We start from the raw sequence: 18,342 nt of genomic DNA, 5'->3' as shown, positions 1-18,342 counted from the left end.
GTTTCTGTCGGTACTGCCTCGTCGCCACCGTGCTGACAAGCTGGCGTCCTAGCAAGCTGCCGTGCTAATCGATGCCGGCCAGCTGTGCCTCGAACATGGTGGTGATCTCGCTGCGCGTCAGCCCGGCCTGCGAACATTCTTCGATGGCCGCTTTCAACCGCTGCGCCAACAGTTGATTGCGAGCCTTGAGGCAGCGGTTCAAGGCGTCTTTGCGAACCACCAACCCGCGGCCTCGCAACGGTTCGACCACCAGCTCCGTCTGCAATTGACCATAAGCCCGGGCGATCGTGTTGGGATTGATCGCAAGCTGCTGGGCCAATTGGCGAACGCTGGGGATCATCTGTCCGGTGGACAAGACGCCATCGGCCACCGCGAACTTCACCTGACGAACCAATTGCTCGTAGATGGGAACGCCGTTGGAAGAATCGATCGAAAAGAACATCGCTTGCCACACTCCCGATAAGGGAACCCAGGGCCGCCGGCAAACACCCTCGCCGGCTGGTCCTCTGTTCTGGTGAACTAGCTTAATAGTACACCAGTGCGGATGGGCGTCAAGGAAAAAACGGGCCCGGCCGGTCAGTCGAAGCTAACGCTCAAACGGTCGAGCACGGGGGTCGAGCAAAGGTAAACGCCCTGGTGGCTGATAGGTTTTCCGCCCCCCAACCATTCTCGTCGCCCTACATAGGCAGCACTCGCCGAGGGTTTTTCCTTACATGTTGCTCCGCGGTCTTTCGAGTTCGCATAGGTCGATCGCGGACGCGGTCTAGCCCTTGCATGCCGCAAACGTGCTGCGAAGAGGGCGGCCGCAGCGGTATAATTGGAAGCTTGGGGGGTCGGGTCCCCGACGGACCTGGATGGAAAAAAATGTAAAAGACTTCTGTTTTATGCCGCAACAAACGATAGAGGCGATTGACAGAATAGCTATCAGTATCAAACTGATCGGTGTGTTGACGATGTTTGGGGCATTACATGAGTGAAAAGGAACAAGAGACATGGCTAAGAAGAAATCCGGTCCGAACAAGTCGCAAGAGATTCGTGATTACTATGACGCGAACCCCAACGCCAAGCCCAAAGAAGTGGTGGCGGCAATGGAGGAGAAAGGTCTGACTGTATCACCGACGTTTGTCAGTACGATTCGTTCCAAGCAGCTGGCTCGCGACGGCCAGCCGCCCAAACGCCGTGGACGTCCCAAAGGCAGCACCAAGAAGAAAGTGGGCGCGACGCGTCGCGGTGCGGCGGCCACCACCGGCAACCAAGACTCGGTGTCGTTGTCCAGCCTGAAAAAGGCCAAGGAATTCATCGATTCCGCTGGTGGAATCGAGAAGGCCCGAGCCACGATCGAAGCCATCGACCAGCTTTCCGATTAAACCGTGCCTACTGCCACCGGGGCCGCCATCGTTGCAGACCAGCTTCGCGTTCGTTTCGAAGATGGCTCGTCGGTGTTCGATAACTTAAGTGTCACCATCTCCAGCGGTGAGATGGTGGCGGTGGTGGGTAAGAGCGGTTGTGGCAAGACGAGTTTGTTGAGGGTTTTGGCCGGTCTGCAGCCCTTGCAGGCGGGGCGTTTGCAATTTGATCCCCCACTCGAGCCTCAGCGCGGAACGGTGGGATACGTCTTTCAGAATGCGGCACTGCTGCCCTGGCGATCCGCTTGGCAGAATGTTGCACTGCCGTTGGAATTGATCACCCGAGGACGCCGGGCGCGACGCGCCGAGCTTCGACGCCAAGCCTATCGGTGGTTGGACCGAGTCGGGCTGGCCGAGGCGGACCATCAGAAGAAACCGCATCAGTTGTCCGGAGGCATGCAGATGCGGGTCTCGATCGCTCGGGCTCTTTGCACCGATCCCACGTTGCTGTTGTTGGACGAACCGTTTGCTGCGCTGGATGATGTCCTGCGGGCGCGGCTGGGCCAATTGGTTCAGCAGCTATGGATGCAACAGAGTCGCACCGTGGTGTTGGTGACCCACAATATTGCCGAAGCGGTGTTGAACAGCCAACGCGTATTGGTGATGAATGAGGGACGAATCACCAGCGAGATCACGGTGGACCGTCCGTATCCTCGGCCCACGTCGATCGCCGGCGATCGGTATCTTCTCGGGCGCGTGGCCCAGATCACGGAAATACTGGAAAAGGCGGATCCGGTATGAACCTGGTCGAGGCGAGTTGGCGGACGCGGATGGGAAACGTCCTCTCGGTCAGCGTGGTCGCCATGGTGTTATTGTTGGCTTGGGAGGCGACGATCTTTCTGGGCGACATCCATCCGGTCTTGCTGCCCCACAGCTACCAGGTACTCGGCGACGCTTGGCAGCATCGCAGCCAGCTCGGCTGGGGATGCGTCCTGACCGGCTGGGCCGCCTTGCTGGGACTGGTTTGCAGCGTCGCGATCGGTACCACGATCGGGATCCTGTTCAGCCATTTTCGCAGCCTGCGGATCGGGTTCTTTCCCTATGTGATGTTCCTGCAGACGGTGCCCATCATTGGAATCGCACCGCTGTTGGTCACCTGGAGCGGGTATCAGTTTCGCACCGTCGTGTATGTGGTGGTGATCATCAGTCTGTTCCCGATCATCAACAGTGTGACCACGGGATTGATGGCGACCGAGCCCCAGCTGAATGACCTGTTTCGGATCTATCGAGCCGGGCGGCTGAAGACGTTGTACAAGCTGCGTTTCCCAGCGGCGATTCCTTATATCATGGTGGGCATCCGAACCGCCGCCGGCTTGGCAGTCATCGGGGCGATCGTCGGCGATTTCTTTATCGGCTTCGGTAGCCAGCACGACGGCCTCGGCACGTTGATGCTCAGTTGGTTGAACCAACAGCGTACCGCGTCACTGATGGCAGCGATGTTTGCCAGTGCCGTTGTGGGGTTGGTCTTGTATGGTGCCATCAATCTGTTGTCCGCCACGGTCCTGCGGCGCTGGAGCGGCGGCTAAGCACCGCGGCTTGAAGCTTTCGGTGAAACGCTGCGACTACACCCCGCTGGCGCACCGGGGGGGGCGGGCTATCGTGTCCGGGCAAGGTCTTTGCGACGACCCGCCTCGGGCCGCGAGATAGGATATAGTGTGACCTTTCCTACTTAGCCCGCCCTCCATTCAGGAGACCCTTCCACGATGTTACTCTCCCGAGTTTTACTGTTTCGTTTTGGCTTGCTGGCCGCCGTGGCCGTCGCCGGTGTTGCCACCCTGAAAGCCGAGGACGCAGATCGCAAGTTCCTGGCCGGAGCGTCGACCAGCAACATCACGCCACCGCTGGGTGAAATGATTGTGGGAAATTGGAAACCGATTCCCGCGACCAATATTCACGACGAACTGCACGCCCGTTCGCTGGTGCTGGACAACGGCGAAACCCGGTTGGCGATTGTCCTGTGCGACAATGTGGGGATTCCCGTGGAGGTGTTCGATCTGGCCAAACAGCATGTTCAAGAAGCGACCGGGATCGCCCCGTCGCACATCTTGATGGCGGCGACGCACACGCATTCGGCGACCACGGCTCGCGGATCCAGCAAAGTGCACCGCGACGAATCGCTGACGGACTATCAACGATTCTTGGCCCGGCGGATCTCCGATGGAGTTCGCCGTGCGGTGGCCAACCTGCAGGAGGCGGAGATCGCGTGGGGCAGCGTGGACGAGCCCTCGGAAGTGTTCAATCGGCGTTGGTTTGTCGACGATGCCGCTCTGCTGAAAAACCCCTTTGGCGGGCTGGACCGGGTGCGTATGAATCCGCCCCGCGGCCACAAATCATTGAATCGTCCGGCCGGGCCTGTGGATCCGGAAATCAGTTTTATTTCGGTGCGGCACCGTGACGGTCGTCCCTTGGCCGTGCTGGCGAATTATTCCTTGCACTACGTCGGCGGCGTGAATCCCGGCGATGTCTCCGCGGACTACTTCGGTTACTTTGCCAAGTTCATCGAACAGAAACTGCTCGGCGACGACGAACAGGGCGGCGACCGGTCGTGGCCGCCGTTCGTAGGCATTCTCAGCAATGGTACCAGCGGCGACATCAACAACATCAATTTCCAAGATGGCAAACCAAAACGTTATCGTCGTTACGAGAAAATGGCCGAGGTGGCCGACAAGGTGGCCCAGCGGGTTGCCGATGCCCACCGCGATTTGACCTTTCATTCTTGGGTGCCGCTGGACGCCCAAGCCACCGACCTGCGCTTGAATGTCCGCAAGCCCAGCGAAGAGATGCGAGCACACTTTGCCAATCTGGACGCCAGTGACGCACCGCGAATGGGACGCGAGCAGATCTATGCCGAACGCGTGGCCAAGCTGGACGCAGGGCCCGAAGCGATCGACGTGCCGCTGCAGACGCTGCGAATCGGTACCCTGGGCATCGCCGCGATTCCCTTCGAAACGTTTGCCGAAACCGGACTGGAAATCAAACGCGAGAGCCCCTTCGAGCAGAGCTTTACGATCGAGCTGGCCAACGGCTCGTTCGGCTACCTGCCCACGCCGGAGCAGCATCGGCTGGGCGGTTACGAGACCTGGATGGGATCCAACAATGTCCAGAAAGACGCTTCGGTAAAAATAGTCGATGCCCTGATGGAAATGTTCGGACGTTTGCATCAGGAGTAATTGTCAGCAGCGTTTGGCCCGCCGACGTGTTGATGAACACGCCGGCGGGCGGCCTGGAAGTCGTCGTCGCTGGCGAAACAGTGGCGGGGCAAGACGACGTGCAGGAATAACTTGCCCGGCATCCGCAGCCATAATGTCTGCTCACTGGAACCGCACTCGTTAAACGCGTGCCAGTTCGAACAGCCCTGCTTCAAGCCGTTCAGGATCGTCACGCCGCGGTCGTCGATCCATCCGCTCATCATCAATAACGGCCGGGTGGAGTCGACCAGCGGACGTAGCCCGGTTTGGTACACGCGGAGGATGCGGATGCCCACCATCAGGAAGAATACCGAACTCACCAGGCCGAGAAACACGCTTGCGAACATGCCGACCAGCAGCGGTGCGAGCACACAGATCGCGGCGAACAATCCGCACCGCAACAGCACGGCACGGCGACGGGATTCCAGCGGCGTGCCGCGCATGTCGGCCACAGTCAGCATGCCTGTGAAGGGGATTGAATCCTCCGGCGGCGGACCCATCTGCGACCGCTCGGCCGGTTTTAATTTGCGGGGATCGATCACGCCGGCGGCCAACGGCGGGTTGTGCTCGGCGTAGTAGGCCAGGATCCGTTCGGCGGTCAGCGGATCGGAAAAAAACCGATACGGGAGGATCAGCGTGGTCAGCCCTTGCGGATCAAACTGCACGACCATCGCGCCGCCGCGAACGGTCAACGCGGTCAGGGACTTCAGCGGCAACCAGGCACGGCCTCGTTCGGTGACCAGTTCCACCGCGTCGGCGGTCAAGGTTCCGTGCAGCGAGTCGAGGGCTTGCGGATGGGTCCTGAGAAAACGGTGCGCCGGAAACATCTGCAATCGCAACTTCGCGGCCAACGCAACGACCAGCGGTACGAGCAACACGATCAACAGCGCCAAAACGCCCGATTCACGCACCGGACCGCCCCAGCCGACCAGGTCCCTGGCCAACAGGCCCAGCAGCAGCGTCAGCGGCGCCAGGACCAGAGCCAGGAGGATCGCTGGCGGAAGGATTAACCGCCAATCCCGCATCGCCAGATCAATGTCGCCGCGGGTTAATTGACCGCCAAAAGCCAACCCCTGGGGCGGCCGCGGCAGTTCGGCTCCCGCCGCCCCGGGCTCCAGATTCCCCAGCCCGCCTGCGGGCGGGCGATACGGGTTTTCGGACGCCGGCAGGGGAGCTTCAGGAGGCATCGCAATTCGACCTTTGGCGAGCGGTTACGGTTGGGATTCGGCGTCCCAATCACCGCGGCCGAGCACGTCGCCCACGACGATCTTTTCGGGATCGACGACCACATGCTTGACCCGTTGCCGCTTCCAGGTGTAGGTCATGTGCACCATCCCATCGGCGGTTTGAATGATCGCCGGATAGCTGAATTCACCCTCGGGTTCTCGTTCCAGGACACCGACTTTGCGCCATGTCAGCCCGTCGTCGGAGATGGCCAGGTTCAGCAGTCCGCGGCGGCCCCAACCCGTTTCTCCACTACCCAGGTGGTTGTAGATCATCAGGTGCCGGCCGTCGCGGAGGGTCACCACCTCGATTCCCGAATTCGGGTTGGGCAGATCGATGGGCGTCAGTTCCGACCAGGTCTTGCCGTCGTCCTCGGAAAAGCTGCTGACGATTACGCTCTGTTTCGTGCGGCACAGCACCTGTAGGCGACCGTCTTGGTGTTGCAGGATGGTCGGTTGAATCGCGTCGAATTTTTCTCCGCTATTGATCGGTCCCACGCGACGCCAGGTTCCCGAGGGCTGGCCGTCCTCTAGCGTGGTGGATTCGAAGTGCACGGTCCAGCCATCGTATTCGGTGGACGAACCGGACAGCAGGGTTTTGCCGTCGGACAACAGAACGGGTTTGCAGCGGACCGGGCCATCGATGCCCTCGGGCAATCGCCGCCGCTCGACGAACGTGCGGCCGCGGTCATAGCTGACCATCATCTCACCCCACCACAGCTGCGGAGTAGGACCGACTTTGAAAAACAGCAGGGTCGGGCCATCGCCGGGGCTCTGGTACAGGACCGGGTTCCAGCACGGATAGCGTAGTCCATCGTGCTGCACGCCGTTGGCGACCTCTTTGGGGGCTGACCACCGCGACCCGTCGTGATAACTGGTCCAGATGCCCACGTCCTTGTGCTTCTCGCGGGTACCGCCAAACCAGGCGGCAACCAAACCGCGATTGGTTTCGCAAATCGTCGAAGCGTGACACTGCGGGAACGAGGCTTTGGTATAGATAAATTCCTCGCTGACGAAACCGGGGAATTTGCCTTCGGCAGTCGGTTGGGGATCGGCCGCTTGCAGGGCTTCGCCAGAATATTCGATGCAGTCTTCGTGAGCGATGTAATACAGGCGTCCGTTCTCCGCTCCGATCAACAGGTCCGGTTTGCCATCCTGGTCGAAGTCGCAAGCGGCGGGACTGGAGGTATGGCCGGCGACGTTACGGTGGGCCAGATTGCCCACCGCCTTCAAAACGATCTTGCCGTCTCGCGTCTCGCAGTTGCGATACCAGGTGGCATTTTGGGAATTGACCAGGACGTCCAGTCGCGAATCGCCGTCCCAGTCCACCACGTCCAGTTTGACGCGTCCGGAACTGCCGCAAGACCTTTCGTTCAGCCGCAGGGGTTGGTTGTTCTCGTCGACGAAGATGCGTTCGGCTTGTTTGCCGCCGCGGCGTAGCGTCAGGTAGCCTTCCTGGTCCAACATCACCAGGTCCATCGTGGCGTCGCCATCAAAATCGACCGCTACCGGCGTGGTTCGCCACTGCGAGAGCGCGTCGCTGGACTCGGTTTGCCACCAGTACCAGCGCGGCGGGGCTTCGCTCTGCCCGGTGTCCAGCGGCGTATCGACCAGGGTTCCGCCGTCGTTGCGCAGCAGACCGATCCGGGCCAGGATCGAGTTGTAGATCACGTCGGGATCGCCGTCGCGGTCCCAGTCGGCAACCGACAGCGTGGTGTAACCCCATTTGGCTTCGCAGGGGCCCTGAATCGAACCGCTGGGGCCGGCCAGAATACGAAAGGTTTGGGGACCGCTGGTCGATCCGGGGGTCTGCGACTGGAGCCGTTTCGGAGCGGCCCACTTGGGCATCCCGTTGGGTGCCATTCCCAGGTTTTCGAACAGCGCGATGTAGCCCGCGGTGTTGCCGCAGAGAATGTCCTGGTCGCCATCGCCGTCCCAGTCGTAGGCATAGGGTGTCGCCAAGGCTCCGAACTTCAGCGTATCGGCTTGCTGTTGGAAGTACTGCGGGGGCGCGAACACCGGTAGACTGCCGCGGAGGACGCCCGTGTTTTCGATCAAAGCCACGCGGCCATCTTCGTCGCCGACAATCAGGTCCAGATCGCCATCGCCGTCCCAGTCGAACGCCGTCGGCGTGATCATCTGCAGGTCCATCCTCAGGGGCTGATTCTGCGAATCGACCAATCGCTGTCCCGCGGCGTAGACCGGCTCGGTGCGGGTTCCGATGTTTTCGAAATAGGTGAACCCATCGAGGAATTCGCCGCACAACAGGTCCAGGTCGCCGTCGCCGTCGAAGTCGGCAAAGTTGGGCGAGGGCCAGCCGTAGACATCGATATCGCCGCCGCCAGCGGTCAGGCGGCGGGGCGTGTCGGAGTACTGCGGCGCGTCGTCGCTGCCCTGGTTTTCGATCCAGTAGACGTAGCCGTGCAGGGGGCCGTTGCGCCAGCGGCCGTGATTGTCGTAGGCGTTGTCCCAGACGTACTCCGTCCAGTCGCCCGCACCGACCACAAGATCGTGATCGCCGTCGCCGTCGTAATCCACGTACCGCCACATATTGCCGCGGACCCGATTGGAATGCACATTGCTTTTCGGATAGATGTGCCGTCCGGCGTCGAAATCAAACTTGCCGGTTTGCGGGTCACGCGGGAATTCGGTCGAGGTTTGTAGAATTCGCGGCTGGCCGTCGACGTAGCTGATCTGCATGTTGTGCGACGTCTTGCCCAGCCGCACGCCGGGCAGAAAGACCGGCATCTTTTCGTCGGGATCCTGGGTGGGATTCTCGAAAAAGTAGACGCCATTGCTGGGTTTATCGGGACAGGAAACCAACAGGTCCAAGTCGCCGTCGCCGTCGTAATCCACCGGCATCGGCCACGCCCACAAGCCGACGCCGAGGTCGACGGTCAAGCCGGGGTGGTTGTAGCGCAGGGGCTGCAGTTTCCAGGATGGATCCTCGCCGCTGGCGGCCGGCAGCCAAAGCGAAACCAGGGCGAGTGGAAACAGCGACGAGAGAGCGAATCTGCGGAGCATGGTGATCCGTCGGGAACGAGGAAACAAGGAAGCAACGTGGGCTCACCGCGGGCGACTCCGCGTCCACGGCGGCCCCGCAGCGAGGTCGAGGGTGGGCAACCGGCAAGCTTCGGCACGCCAACTGCAGGCACGCCCACGGTGGGGAGGTTGTCAGGGGGTGGGAAATTTCCTCAGAGTATAGCCAGAGGCTGGGGCGATTGCACCTGAAATCAAATCCGCCTGACCGCGACAAGCAAACCGATCAAGGAACCGCCTTTTCGCATGAACGACATCAACGAAGTCCTGGGCGAATGGTGGAGCACCGGTCTGCCGTTCGTCATGACCACCCTGGAAATATTGGGCATCGCTTCGGCTTGGCATGCGGTTTCCAAAGTGCGGACGTCGCAAGCGGCCGTGGCCTGGGCCGTGGGACTGGTCGGGATGCCGGCGCTGGTATTGCCGATGTACTGGACCTTCGGTCGCAACAAGTTCGGTGGCTATCGGGCAGCGATCCGCCAGGTCGAACGCGAACACAAAGAATCGGTGGCGGCCGTCCGGAACGAACTGCAGACGAAAAAGAACGCCGGCGATCCCACCGCGGATTCGCCCTTGGGCGTGCTGGCCGACACGCTCGACACGCCTCGCTGCGGCGGAAACCGCTTCGAACTGTTGGTCGATGGCAAAGCTTTCTTCGACAAACTGATCCAGGAGATCCGCTCGGCCCGCAGCTACGTGTATGCCGAATTCTACATCATCCGCGACGACGAAATCGGACGACAGTTCGCCCAAGCCCTGTGCGACGCAGCCCAAGCCGGCAAGACCGTGCGCTTGCTGTACGACGAGGTGGGGTGTTTAAAGCTGCCGAACGCCTACGTCCGAAAACTGGAGCAGTCCGGCGTGGAAGTCTCCGCGTTCAACACGCGACAGGGCTGGGCCAATCGCTTCCAGTTGAACTTTCGCAATCACCGCAAACTCTTGGTCGTCGATGGACAACGCGCCCTGGTCGGCGGCCTGAATGTCGGCGACGAGTACCTGGGCCGAGCCAAGTGGGCGCCGCGCTGGCGGGATACCGGCGTGTGGGGCGAGGGCGATATCGCTCGCAAGCTGCAGGCGGTCTTCGCCGCCGACTACTACTGGGCCCGCCGCGTCGATCTGCCCGAAGCGGACTGGTCGGAGACCGAGCCGGCCCGCAGCGAAACGCCGGCCCACAGCGACGAGCCGCTGCGGGCCGGCGACGGATGCGAAGCGGCGGTCTGCGCAACCGGCCCTTCGGATCAACGCCAGCGGGCCACGATGATGTTCGCCGCCGCCGCCGTGGCAGCCAAGCGGCGGCTGTGGATCAGCACGCCCTACCTGGTTCCCGACGATACCTGCATCAACGCCCTATCGATGGCTCGAGCACGCGGCGTCGATGTGCGGATCATGATTCCCGATGTTCGCGATGTGTGGCTGGTCTATCTGGCCGCGTTCTATTACGAGGAAGCCTTCGAAGCGATCGGCATCCCGGTCTATCGTTACAACGACGGCTTCCTGCATCAGAAGTGCGTGCTGGTGGATGATCAATTGGTGCTGATCGGATCGACCAACTTGGATAACCGGTCTCTGCATTTGAACTTCGAACTGATGCTGGCCACCGGCTGTCCGGAGATGATCCGCAGGGTCACCGAAATGCTCGAGCAAGATTTTGCCGACTGCAAAGAGAAATCGACCAAGCACCCGCGGTTGCTGCCCTGGTACGTCCGCGTCGGCACCGTGGTGGCCAGATTGTTCAGCCCGATTCTGTGAGCGGCAGGGGGCGAGTGCGAAGGTGGCGGGTGGCAGGTTTGGTTGGTGCTCGGTCCTGCGGTGCATGACGGAACCGTCTCAGGCATAATAGCCAGGTCTTCGCTTGTGTTTGTTTTCGCTTTCCCGTGTTCGGCTAGGGTTATGTTCTGTAATTCCTCTCGTTCTGATATCCCCCAACGTTCCGCTCCGCGATCGCACCGTCGGACGCCGCGTTTAGGCCGCCGCCATTTCCTGGCCGCTGCTTCGGCGATGTCGTTGTCCGCAGCTCGCTTTCCTCATCTGGCCGCAGCCGCCGACGAGGCACCGTTTCCGGTCCGGGCGATCACCCGCGGTCCCAAGCATCATTGGTTCGGGTACTACGACAAATTGCAATTCGATCCCACCGGCCGGTATGTGCTGGGAATGCAAGTCGATTTCGAGCACCGGGCGCCGCGTGCCGACGATGTGATTCGCATCGGGATGGTCGACCTAGAGGACGATGATCGCTGGATCGAGCTGGGCGAGAGCCGGGCGTGGTGTTGGCAACAGGGCTGCATGCTGCAGTGGTTGCCGGGATCGGCATCCGAAATTATCTGGAACGACCGCCAGGGCGACCGTTTTGTTTCCCATGTGCTGGACGTCCACAGCGGCGACAAGCGGACGCTGCCGCACCCGGTCTACACGCTCAGTTCCGATGGCAAGACCGCGGTCGCACCGGATTTTCGCCGCATCAACGACATGCGTCCCGGATACGGTTACGCCGGTTTGCCCGATCCCCATGCCGATCAATTGACGCCCGACGACACGGGAATCTTGCGGATGGATTTAACCAGTGGCCAGGCCGAGACAATCCTTTCGATCGCCGATGTGGTGCGCACCGGCGTGGTGCCCGACGAGCGTCTGGGCAACAAACACTATTTCAATCATCTGCTGTTCAATCCGTCCGGCACTCGCTTCATCGCCCTGCACCGGTGGCGGAACCGTACCGGGTCCTTCTCGACCCGCATGATTACCGCGGGGGTCGATGGCAGCGATATTCGGATCGTCTGCGGCAACGGCTACACGTCTCACTTTATTTGGCGCGACGACGAGCACATCCTGGCGCAGAGCCGTCACCATGACGGCAACGACCAATGGGGCAACTTTCTGTTTCGTGATGTCGACGGCGGCGGAGAGGTCCGCGAGATCGGCCGCGGCGTGCTGGACCGCGGCGGTCACCTCAGCTACCTGCCGGGCAACCGCTGGATCCTGAACGACACCTACCCCAAGGGCAAAGAGCGACTGCAGACGCCGCACGTCTATCACATCGAGAGCGGCCGTCGCATCGACTTGGGGCAGTTCCATCTGCCGCCGGTCTATACCGGTCAGTGGCGGGTGGACACGCACCCGCGGTATTCCCCCGACGCCCGTTGGGTCTGCATCGATTCGCCTCACAATGGCCAGGGACGCCAGTTGCACCTGATCGATATTTCTCGGTTGAACATCGGCCAGCAGCCTGCGTAGAAACGCTATGCAGGGCGTTTACCAGAGCGGCAGGCGGTTGGGCTTTGACCAACGGATACGGGCCAGCAGGACGTCGCCGCGGTAGCCGGCCCGCGGCATCCATTCGCCTACGGTCACCCACGTCTCGTCTTCGCTGGCGTGGGTCACGTGGAAATTGCCCATCAGCGCGACGTGCTGGGGGTCGTCCACACCGTCGCCAACCAGCGGCAACACGACTTGTTCGGTAGCCCGAATCAGACAGCGTTTTTCCCGGTCCACTCGGGCGATCCACAGCGGTGAACGCCAACGCATCACGTTGAGGTTGCTGGGATCTTTGCGGGTGTAGACCAGGAACAAGCCGTCGCTGTGGTTCACCCAGTGTTGTTGGGTCGTGGACATGTCCAGCGGCGTGCCGTCGTCCCAGGTCCAGGGTTGTTTTTCCTCCCACTCCAGTCCGTCCTCGCTGGTGCTGACATAGCCCCGTCCGTCCTCGGCCCGGATCGTGATCCAGTAGCGATCGCCGTGGCGCGTGACGCTGGGTTCCAGAAGGCCGCGGCCGTGAGGGTGATGCAGCGGCGGACCAACCTCGGATATCTTCAGGTGGCTACCGTCGTAATCGGCGTGGACGCCCGCCACCATTCGCGCCGTGGACTTGGGCCCGAAGGTGAACGCCAAGGCGATCTTTCCATCGGGCATCACCACGCGTTGGCCACAATTATTGCTGTAGATGAATCCGCCGCGGGGATCGTCCCATTGCAAGATCTTGCGGTCCGACCAGTTGCCCTCCGCATCGCGCGTCACGTACACCGGATACCGAGCCAGTTGTTCTTCGCGAGCGAAACGGTTGCTCTTGTAGAACACGACGTGCCCCAGAGCCAGGACCGTGTCGGTCTGGGCGTGGTATTCGGGGACCACATCACAGACGCCCGCCTTTAGCCCGTCGTCGCGGTTCGGTACAGCAACGCGATCCAGGGCCGGGATCGGCTCCGGTTCGCTCCATGTCTTGCCAAAGTCCAGCGAGCGTGACCAGTGGACCGGTCCGAAGTAGTCCGAGCCGGCGATCTCCTGGAGGGTCATCAAAGCGACCGGTTGGCCATCGTCGCCCGGGACCATGCAGGCCCGGGGATGGAACCAGGTGCGTCCGCTGCCATCGCGATTTTGCCACAGCGTTTGCTTGGTAATCGAAGCGACCAACCGCGGCGCCGCCGACTCGCCCGCCTCCTCGGCCAGCACGCTGATAACCGGACACATGACGACAAGTGCGAAGGGTAGCCATCGGGTTAGATTTGGCAAGATGCGAGTCTCCTGTACTAGGGCGTTCGGCCGGTTGTTGGCTGCCTATTATGCCCCGGCTTCCAGAGAGAGTGGGCCGCCGCGCTGGGAAAGCAGAAAAAAACGTTCCGGTAGCGCGGTTCACCGGCGCCGGCACTTGCGAAGGATCTTCGCAAGCGGTCCTGAGAGACGCTTTCAAACATGCGTTTCAGGTGCGGTGACGATCGCCGACAGATGACTCATACATCTAATAGGACGTGCGAGGCCCGGTCGTCCGCCGTGACATCCCGCCGGGTGGCGACCATGATCGCGACCTGCAGGAAGGAAGTGGCGTGCATTTTCCGCACGATGTTGGCCCGATGCGCCTCGACCGTTTTGATGCTGATCGAAAGCTTTGCCGCAATCTGTTTCGACAGCTGACCGGCTAGCACCAGATTCAAGACTTCGCGTTCCCGCTTCGACAACGATTCGAAACATTGCTGAATGTGGCGTTCCCGTAGAAACGCTTGGCGTCGCGATTTGTGTTCGCTCAGGGTCTGTCGCAACTGTGGCAACAGATCTCCGGCGGTCACGGGACGTTCCAGGAAGTCGACCGCGCCGTGATGCAAGGCGCGGCGAATTTGCGTAACCCCCGGTCGGCGGCCGAACAAGATAAACGGCGCACAGTACTCCGACTGTAAACGCTCTTGCAGAAAGATAATTCCTTCCGTCCCGATGGCATCGTGATCGACGACCAGGCATCCGGCTCGCGCTGCTTCGTACTCTTCCAACAGACTTTCGGGATCCTCAAAGGCATGGATGCAGATGCCTGCGGTTTGCACCAAATGCGTCGTTCGTGATCGCGATTGGTGATCGCTGTCGAGCAAATAAACAATCGGTTGACTCAAGATGTTGCCCCTTCAATTTGCGTTGCGGTGAGAGCTTTAGGGGATGCCAAACCCCGTTCGAAGACAGCTCTCGGTGACTTGTGCTCCCTATGGGGTACATCGGTCCCGGCTTCCTGATGCGACATAAAGAAAACCCTTAGCCGGCCAAGATTGGGACGTTATGTATCGGGTTTTACGCCCGATGCGGTCCACACTTGAGCCGATCCGCGACGCCCCTTCGGTTTCTTGAAATGGCTTTCGCGAAGCGTGTCCCCTCGGTTTGTGTGAGCCAATCCGTCCGCTGCGCGAGTGCGTCGCCACGGGGGCGTTGGCTGTGACCTGGGACGCGACACCCCGCAGGACGATCGAGAGGGAAACCCCTAGGGGGCGCTGCGTAGGGGGCGCTGCGTAGACGTTCCCCTGTAAGGGTTTTTCCGGCGGATAAAAGTCGTCCTTTTCTGACGCCCACGTGTGGCCGTGCCCTACGTTCCCTGTGAGAACACGAACCGATCGCAGGAGCCTCGGAGAACGACGTGGGAACGATCCAAGACCGAAAGGGCAAGAACTGTATGGAAGCCTGGATAGCTGCCGAGACGCGAACGCTGGGCGTACGACTGAAGGACTGTTTGCAGGATTTGGGAATCGTCGTCGCAGACAATCACCTGATCGATCTGGCGCGGGCTCCGTATACGCAGCTGCCCAATCAACCGTGCGATGGGGTCGTTTTCGTAGCGGTCGCCACGGTGGGTGCTGCTGAACTACAACAGCTTCACCGTCTTCACCAAGCGACCACCGCGAAACTGGTCGTCGTTGCCGACGTCGACCGGCAAGACCGGTTGGTCGAACTGTTCCGTCATGGTGCCAGCGATCTGTTGACATGGCAGCAAGATCTTCCCCGACAGATCCATCAATTGTTTCGTCGAGTGAATTCGCAATCGGTTCGCCGCAGCGAAGGACGCATCGTCACGATCATTCCCAGCAGCAGCCCCTGCGATTCCAGTTTGTTGGCGGCCAATCTCGCGGCTTTGATTTGTCACTCGACCGAAGATTGCGGGTTGGTCGATCTGGATCTGCGCGGCGGCGATCTGGCGACGATGTTGAAACTGGATCCGCCGCACACGCTGCACGACCTGCTAACGCAACGCGATGGACTGGATGAAACCATGATCAAACAGGCCTTGGCCTGCCACGGATCTGGCGTTCGCCTGTTGGCCAGTCCCAAGATGTTCAGTCCACTGGAACAGGTACGCGCTCCGCTGTGTCGACAGGTACTGCAATACATGCGGGCTACAACCCCCTGCACCGTGATTCACGCAAACGATGTCGCCCATGCAGCGCAGCTGGGAGCCTTGAAGTACAGCGACGCGGTCCTGCTGACGACGCAACTGGACATCGTCGCCATCGCCCGGGTCAAAGAGGTGCTGCGTTACCTGGCGGACCATCAGTTGGCGCAAAACAACCTGTCGGTGGTCGCGATGCGGACCGGGCACTGCAGTCAGTTGCCAGTCCGCGCGGTGTGCAAACTGCTGGATCTGCCGGCGATGCACTGTGTCGCCGATGATGCCGAAGCGATCACCGCTTCGCTGAACGTCGGCAATCCGCTGGTCCAGGAATATCCTCAGTCGCCGTTCACTGCCTCGCTGAAGAACCTGCTCGGCCAGGTACCACCGCTGCAATCTTTGTTGCCGGTGGTCGAAGCCCCGGACACCGAATCGCACCTCGAGGCGTTGCGAGCGTGGTGTCAATCCTTTTGGTCACGGAGAAAGAACGAATCCGCGGCTGCTCTACCGGCTGGCGTCTGACCGGTGCGTCTGACTCCCTTGGCTTTCACCCCTTCGCTCGAGGACTACCAAAATGATCCGTCCACCCATCATCGATGCGGCGACACCCGAAGAACGCTTTCAACAATTGAAGGCGGAGATCCATGAAAAGCTTATCAGTGATATCGATCTGACCGTCAGCCGCTCGGTGCATCGGGATCGGCTGCGCGAGGAGCTGCGACGGGGAGCCGAAGCACTGACTCGCAACAACTCGGATCTGCTTTCCCAAGCGGAGCGGCAACGTTTGGTCGAGGAATTGATCGACGAAACGCTGGGTCTGGGCCCCCTGGAACCGCTGATGCAGGATCCGACGATCTCCGACATTCTGATCAACGGCCCGCAGTGTGTGTACGTGGAGCGGCGGGGGGTCTTGGAGTTGACCGACATTCAGTTTCGCGACAACGATCACTTGATCGATATCGTTCGCCGAATCGTTGGCCAGGTCGGACGCCGGATCGACGAATCCAGTCCCATGGTCGACGCTCGCCTGTTGGATGGCAGCCGACTGAATGCGGTGATTCATCCGCTGGCCTTGGATGGCGCCTTGGTATCGATCCGGCGATCGGCAGCCCGACCGATCAGTGTGCGAAACTACATTACCGCCAAGTCCGCGGATCCGGTGATGTTGGACTTTCTGGCGGCTTGTGTGCGGGCTCGGATGAATATCCTGATCTCCGGCGGAACCGGCAGTGGCAAGACGACCTTACTGAATCTGTTATCCAGCTTCATATCCAAGCGCGAGCGGATTGCGACCATCGAAGACGCGGCCGAGTTGCGTTTGCAGCAGCCCCATGTGGCACGCATGGAGACGCGGATCGCGAACCTGGACGGCAAGGGCGAGATCTCCTCGCGAGACCTGATCCGCAACGCCCTGCGGATGCGACCCGACCGCATTATTGTGGGCGAGTGCCGGGGCCCGGAAGCCTTTGACATGATGCAGGCCATGAATACCGGTCACGACGGCGGGATGTCGACGATCCACGCCAACGACACCCGCGAGGCGCTCAGCCGGCTTGAGATGCTGGTTAACATGGCGGCGCCGGAGTTGCCGCTGAGCTTTATCCACCGGCAGATCGCCGCTTCGGTCCACTTGGTCGTGCAAGTGACTCGGCTGGCCAACGGCGAGCGTAAGATCACGCAGATCTCCGAGGTCACGGGACTCCATGGCGAACGCGTCAACATGCACGATCTGTTCGCCTATCGACAAACCGGCGTCAGTTTGGAAGGGCGTGTCCAGGGGCATTTCGAAGCCAAAGGTTTGATCCCCAATTGTTACGGACGGTTGGAACGCGCCGGGATCACCATGCCGCGTTCCTACTTCCAGCAACGGATCTTGAAATGTGAGCGGATCGGTCGAGGAGGGACGCAACGATGACCCTCGAGATCACCCTTGTCGCCATCTTTGTACTGACCAGCATTGCCACGTTTGGAGTCTGCGCTGCGGCGCATCAAGTCCTGTTTGGCTATCGCTTGGCGGTACAACAACGAATGGCCTGGCTGGCCGAAAACGAGCCGCCGGCCGAAGCGATGTCGCTGTTCAAAGAATTGTCGGCCCAGGACGGCCACCGGATCGACCTGCGGACCGCGGTTCGGACTTGGCTGCAAACCCTCCTGGAACGCGCCGCCATCTCCTGGTCGCCGAAGACATTCGTCCTGGTCTGTTTGGCTTCGGGCCTGTTGGCTGGCCTGCTGGCGGTGGGCGTTTGGGGGCCGTGGGCGGGCCTCATCGCGGGACCGGCGGGATCAATTCCCTTGGCGATCGCTTTTGCCAAACGCAATGCGCGGCAACGCAAGCTGACAGAGCAGTTGCCCGAGGTGTTTCAGATCATCAGCCGTGCGGTGCGGGCTGGACAAACCGTTCCGGCGGCGTTGCGAATCATCGCCGAGGACCACGCTTCGCCGGCGCGTGAGGAGTTCGCGCTGTGCTACGAACAACAGGACCTTGGTATGAGCCGCGAGTTAGCGCTGCGGAAACTCGGCGATCGAACGCAGGTCATGGAGCTGCAGATTTTCGTCGTGGCTTTATTGGTCCAAAACCGCTCGGGCGGCGACCTGGGGGAATTACTGGACAACCTCGCGCGATTGGTTCAGACCCGTTTGCGAATGAGGACTCGCATCCGTGCCCTGACCGGCGAGGGTCGCATGCAGGCGACCGTATTGATCCTGTTGCCCGTACTGGCCTTCCTCGCGATCTGGGGTTTCTCGCCCGACTACGCGGCGCTGTTGCTGGACCGGCCCGGATTGTTGCTCGCCACCGCCGCTTCCCAATCGATCGGCGCGTTTTGGATTCATCGCATCGTCAACTTTAAATACTAAGC

General features: G+C 60.9%; 14 protein-coding genes. 9 read left to right on the top strand and 5 right to left on the bottom strand.

Annotated elements, in window-relative coordinates:
* Nucleotides 1-64 precede the first annotated feature (64 nt).
* Complete coding sequence (locus GE027_RS01420) at nucleotides 65-442, bottom strand: GntR family transcriptional regulator (RefSeq protein WP_153555368.1); 378 nt, start codon at nucleotides 440-442, stop codon at nucleotides 65-67.
* A 550-nt stretch (nucleotides 443-992) separates the two neighbouring features.
* On the opposite strand from GE027_RS01420, the gene GE027_RS01415 reads away from it, so the two are divergent.
* The 4 genes from GE027_RS01415 to GE027_RS01400 all read left to right on the top strand — a co-directional run bounded on the left by GE027_RS01415 (nucleotide 993) and on the right by GE027_RS01400 (nucleotide 4,576).
* The gene (locus tag GE027_RS01415) at nucleotides 993-1,367 is read left to right on the top strand and encodes a hypothetical protein (protein ID WP_153555367.1); all 375 of its coding nucleotides are present in this window, start codon (nucleotides 993-995) and stop codon (nucleotides 1,365-1,367) included.
* 3 nt (nucleotides 1,368-1,370) lie between these two features.
* Entirely contained in the window at nucleotides 1,371-2,147 is a 777-nt protein-coding gene (locus tag GE027_RS01410) for an ABC transporter ATP-binding protein (RefSeq protein ID WP_153555366.1), read from the top strand.
* Nucleotides 2,144-2,932, top strand: a complete 789-nt coding sequence (locus GE027_RS01405; protein WP_237607159.1) for an ABC transporter permease — start codon at nucleotides 2,144-2,146, stop codon at nucleotides 2,930-2,932. The genes GE027_RS01410 and GE027_RS01405 overlap by 4 nt, the downstream gene beginning before the upstream one ends.
* Before the next feature lie 177 nt (nucleotides 2,933-3,109).
* Complete coding sequence (locus tag GE027_RS01400) at nucleotides 3,110-4,576, top strand: neutral/alkaline non-lysosomal ceramidase N-terminal domain-containing protein (protein ID WP_162006525.1); 1,467 nt, start codon at nucleotides 3,110-3,112, stop codon at nucleotides 4,574-4,576.
* On the opposite strand, the gene GE027_RS01395 is transcribed toward GE027_RS01400, so the two are convergent.
* Entirely contained in the window at nucleotides 4,567-5,781 is a 1,215-nt protein-coding gene (locus tag GE027_RS01395) for a hypothetical protein (protein ID WP_153555365.1), read from the bottom strand. The two genes, GE027_RS01400 and GE027_RS01395, sit on opposite strands and share 10 nt — an antisense overlap.
* Before the next feature lie 24 nt (nucleotides 5,782-5,805).
* A complete protein-coding gene (locus tag GE027_RS01390; protein ID WP_153555364.1) occupies nucleotides 5,806-8,841 on the bottom strand; it encodes an exo-alpha-sialidase in 3,036 nt (1,011 codons plus the stop codon).
* A gap of 261 nt (nucleotides 8,842-9,102) precedes the next feature.
* Between GE027_RS01390 and cls the strand changes: the two genes are divergently transcribed.
* Both cls and GE027_RS01380 read left to right on the top strand, forming a co-directional pair.
* Nucleotides 9,103-10,605: a cardiolipin synthase gene (cls, locus tag GE027_RS01385; protein ID WP_153555363.1), complete on the top strand. Its 1,503-nt coding sequence runs from the start codon at nucleotides 9,103-9,105 to the stop codon at nucleotides 10,603-10,605.
* Nucleotides 10,606-10,854: 249 nt separating this feature from the next.
* Entirely contained in the window at nucleotides 10,855-12,087 is a 1,233-nt protein-coding gene (locus tag GE027_RS01380) for a hypothetical protein (RefSeq protein ID WP_153555362.1), read from the top strand.
* A gap of 18 nt (nucleotides 12,088-12,105) precedes the next feature.
* Here the strand turns inward: GE027_RS01380 and GE027_RS01375 are convergent, their stop codons facing one another.
* Together GE027_RS01375 and GE027_RS01370 are read right to left on the bottom strand one after the other, a co-directional pair.
* Entirely contained in the window at nucleotides 12,106-13,317 is a 1,212-nt protein-coding gene (locus GE027_RS01375) for a sialidase family protein (RefSeq protein WP_153555361.1), read from the bottom strand.
* Between the two features lie 260 nt (nucleotides 13,318-13,577).
* On the bottom strand, nucleotides 13,578-14,225 hold the full coding sequence (locus GE027_RS01370; RefSeq protein ID WP_153555360.1) for a response regulator transcription factor: 648 nt from the start codon (nucleotides 14,223-14,225) through the stop codon (nucleotides 13,578-13,580).
* A 548-nt stretch (nucleotides 14,226-14,773) separates the two neighbouring features.
* On the opposite strand from GE027_RS01370, the gene GE027_RS01365 reads away from it, so the two are divergent.
* From GE027_RS01365 to GE027_RS01355, 3 genes are read left to right on the top strand one after another with little or no spacing between them, the layout of a single operon-like run.
* A complete protein-coding gene (locus GE027_RS01365) occupies nucleotides 14,774-16,006 on the top strand; it encodes an AAA family ATPase (protein WP_153555359.1) in 1,233 nt (410 codons plus the stop codon).
* A 52-nt stretch (nucleotides 16,007-16,058) separates the two neighbouring features.
* Complete coding sequence (locus tag GE027_RS01360) at nucleotides 16,059-17,399, top strand: CpaF family protein (protein WP_153555358.1); 1,341 nt, start codon at nucleotides 16,059-16,061, stop codon at nucleotides 17,397-17,399.
* Nucleotides 17,396-18,340 carry a type II secretion system F family protein gene (locus GE027_RS01355; protein WP_153555357.1) on the top strand — a complete coding sequence of 315 codons (945 nt, stop codon included), beginning with the start codon at nucleotides 17,396-17,398 and terminating at the stop codon, nucleotides 18,338-18,340. Before GE027_RS01360 ends, GE027_RS01355 begins: the two co-directional genes overlap by 4 nt.
* The last annotated feature ends 2 nt before the right edge of the window (nucleotides 18,341-18,342 follow it).

Source organism: Roseimaritima sediminicola (assembly GCF_009618275.1).
Lineage (GTDB): Bacteria > Planctomycetota > Planctomycetia > Pirellulales > Pirellulaceae > Roseimaritima > Roseimaritima sediminicola.
The sequence above is the reverse complement of the archived record's forward strand: the minus strand, read 5'-3'. Positions and strand labels throughout refer to the sequence as shown.

What these genes read in the sequence shown, in the direction of transcription:
- GE027_RS01415 (WP_153555367.1), top strand. Translation starts at nt 993, where the DNA reads ATGGCTAAGAAGAAATCCGGTCCGAACAAGTCGCAAGAGATTCGTGAT.
- GE027_RS01365 (WP_153555359.1), top strand. Translation starts at nt 14,774, where the DNA reads ATGGAAGCCTGGATAGCTGCCGAGACGCGAACGCTGGGCGTACGACTG.
- cls (WP_153555363.1), top strand. Translation starts at nt 9,103, where the DNA reads ATGAACGACATCAACGAAGTCCTGGGCGAATGGTGGAGCACCGGTCTG.
- GE027_RS01380 (WP_153555362.1), top strand. Translation starts at nt 10,855, where the DNA reads ATGTCGTTGTCCGCAGCTCGCTTTCCTCATCTGGCCGCAGCCGCCGAC.
- GE027_RS01355 (WP_153555357.1), top strand. Translation starts at nt 17,396, where the DNA reads ATGACCCTCGAGATCACCCTTGTCGCCATCTTTGTACTGACCAGCATT.
- GE027_RS01395 (WP_153555365.1), bottom strand. Translation starts at nt 5,781, where the DNA reads ATGCCTCCTGAAGCTCCCCTGCCGGCGTCCGAAAACCCGTATCGCCCG.
- GE027_RS01405 (WP_237607159.1), top strand. Translation starts at nt 2,144, where the DNA reads ATGAACCTGGTCGAGGCGAGTTGGCGGACGCGGATGGGAAACGTCCTC.
- GE027_RS01400 (WP_162006525.1), top strand. Translation starts at nt 3,110, where the DNA reads ATGTTACTCTCCCGAGTTTTACTGTTTCGTTTTGGCTTGCTGGCCGCC.
- GE027_RS01375 (WP_153555361.1), bottom strand. Translation starts at nt 13,317, where the DNA reads ATGTGTCCGGTTATCAGCGTGCTGGCCGAGGAGGCGGGCGAGTCGGCG.
- GE027_RS01360 (WP_153555358.1), top strand. Translation starts at nt 16,059, where the DNA reads ATGATCCGTCCACCCATCATCGATGCGGCGACACCCGAAGAACGCTTT.
- GE027_RS01390 (WP_153555364.1), bottom strand. Translation starts at nt 8,841, where the DNA reads ATGCTCCGCAGATTCGCTCTCTCGTCGCTGTTTCCACTCGCCCTGGTT.
- GE027_RS01420 (WP_153555368.1), bottom strand. Translation starts at nt 442, where the DNA reads ATGTTCTTTTCGATCGATTCTTCCAACGGCGTTCCCATCTACGAGCAA.